This window comes from Kocuria sp. NPDC057446, from assembly GCF_042802875.1.
In the GTDB taxonomy this organism is placed as follows: Bacteria; Actinomycetota; Actinomycetes; order Actinomycetales; family Micrococcaceae; genus Kocuria.
The window spans coordinates 1-1,878 of the sequence record NZ_JBHVDI010000278.1; the positions used below are offsets into that span (position 1 = coordinate 1).

Here is a 1,878-nt window from a genome sequence, read left to right on the forward strand (position 1 = left end):
CCCAGGACGCGGCCGCGTCCGGTGCCGGGGCGCGGACCGTGCTGCTGCGGGCCGGGGACGCCTGGGCCGAGGGAGCCGGCGGCACCTCCGGGGCCCTGTGGGGCGCGGCGCTGACCGCGGCCGGCGGAGTCCTCGAGGACACCGCCGGAGCCGGGGCCGATGCGGCGGTGGCCGCCCTGGTGGCCGGGATCGACGCGGTCGTCCGGCTGGGCGGGGCGGCCCCCGGGGACAAGACCATGGTCGACGCCGCCCTGCCGTTCCGCGAGGCGCTGCTGGCCCAGTTCGAGACCACCTCCGATCTGGCCGGCTCCGTGCAGCGGGCCGCCGCCGTGGCCCGGGAGGCGGCCGAGGCCACCGCGGACATCGCCGCCCGGCGCGGGCGCTCGAAGGTGCTGGGCGACAAGAGCCTCGGCACCCCGGACCCCGGCGCACTGTCCTTCTCCGTGCTCATGGACGCGCTGGGGGAGCACTTCGCCCAGGCCCCGGACGCCCAGCGCCCGGACGAGCAGCGCCCGGACGAGCAGCGTCCGGCCGAGCAGTAGGGGCCGGCATGGCAGTGTGGATCGGCACGAGCTGGAAGATGACCAAGACCCTGGCCGAGGCCCGCGACTGGGCGGCGGGCCTGGCCGAGTTCCTGGCCGGGCGGGACCTGGGGGACGTGGTGCCCTTCGTGATCCCGCCGGCCACGGCGATCGCCGCGGTGGCGGCGGCCCTGGCCGGGGAGCCCCGGGTGCTGGTCGGGGCGCAGAACGCGCACTGGGCCGATGCCGGGGCCTGGACCGGGGAGGTCTCCGTGCCCCAGGTCGCCGACGCCGGGGCCCGGCTCGTGGAGATCGGCCACTCCGAGCGCCGCGAGCACTTCGGCGAGACGGACGAGACCGTCCGCGCCAAGGTCGCCGCGACCCTGGCGCACGGGCTGACCCCGCTGCTGTGCGTGGGCGAGCCGGCGCAGGTGCAGGCCGCGGGCGGTTCCGCCGCGCACGTCCTCGGCCAGGTCGAGCGCGCCCTGGCCGGTCTCGAAGCCGAGCAGCTGTCCCGGGTGCTGATCGCCTACGAGCCGATCTGGGCGATCGGCGAGCACGGCCGCCCGGCCACCGTCGCGGAGCTGGCCGAACCCTTCGCCGCCCTCGGCGACGCCTACGGGTCACGGGTGCGCGGACTGCTCTACGGCGGGTCGGTGGACCTGGACAACGCCGCGGACCTGCTCGGCATCGCCCACGTCGACGGATTGTTCGTCGGCCGCACGGCCTGGCGGCTGGAGGGCTACCTGCGCCTGCTCGAGATCGCCGCGGACCGCTGAGGCGGCCCGCGCAAGGACCATCAACGACGAGAACGACGACAAGGAAAAGGTGACGCGATGAGCGAGAAGAAGCTGCGGATCGTGATCGGCGGCGACGACGCCGGGTTCGACTACAAGGAGGCCCTGCGCAAGGACCTCGAGGCCGACGACCGGGTGGCCAGCGTGGTGGACGTCGGGGTCTCGCAGACCGAGAACACCGACTACCCGCACGTGGCCGTCGACGCCGCCCGGAAGGTCGCCTCCGGGGAGGCCGACCGCGCGCTGCTGATCTGCGGCACCGGCCTGGGCGTGGCGATCTCGGCGAACAAGGTCCCCGGGATCCGGGCGGTGACCGCCCACGACTCCTACTCCGTGGAGCGTTCGGTGCTCTCCAACAACGCCCAGGTGCTGTGCATGGGCCAGCGGGTCATCGGCCTCGAGCTGGCCCGGCGCCTGGCCAAGGAGTGGCTGGGCTACACCTTCGACACCACCAGCGCCTCGGCGGCCAAGGTCGAGGCCATCACCGGCTACGAGAACAGCTGAGCGCACCCCGGCACCGGCGGCCCCGCGGCCCCGGCACGGACCCACCGTGCCGGGGC

General features: G+C 75.4%; 3 protein-coding genes. All 3 read left to right on the top strand.

The window, feature by feature from the left end; translation table 11 throughout:
• Nucleotides 1-542, top strand: a 542-nt coding sequence (locus ACFU0Y_RS18050) for a DAK2 domain-containing protein (RefSeq protein WP_380216331.1), incomplete at its 5' end; no start/stop codon positions are given.
• Between the two features lie 8 nt (nucleotides 543-550).
• Nucleotides 551-1,300: a triose-phosphate isomerase gene (locus ACFU0Y_RS18055; protein WP_380216333.1), complete on the top strand. Its 750-nt coding sequence runs from the start codon at nucleotides 551-553 to the stop codon at nucleotides 1,298-1,300.
• A 57-nt stretch (nucleotides 1,301-1,357) separates the two neighbouring features.
• Nucleotides 1,358-1,822: a ribose-5-phosphate isomerase gene (locus ACFU0Y_RS18060; protein ID WP_380216335.1), complete on the top strand. Its 465-nt coding sequence runs from the start codon at nucleotides 1,358-1,360 to the stop codon at nucleotides 1,820-1,822.
• Nucleotides 1,823-1,878 lie beyond the last annotated feature (56 nt).

Bases quoted from the DNA above. Each gene is read 5' to 3' on its own strand.
- ACFU0Y_RS18060 (WP_380216335.1), top strand. From the start codon at position 1,358: ATGAGCGAGAAGAAGCTGCGGATCGTGATCGGCGGCGACGACGCCGGG.
- ACFU0Y_RS18055 (WP_380216333.1), top strand. From the start codon at position 551: ATGGCAGTGTGGATCGGCACGAGCTGGAAGATGACCAAGACCCTGGCC.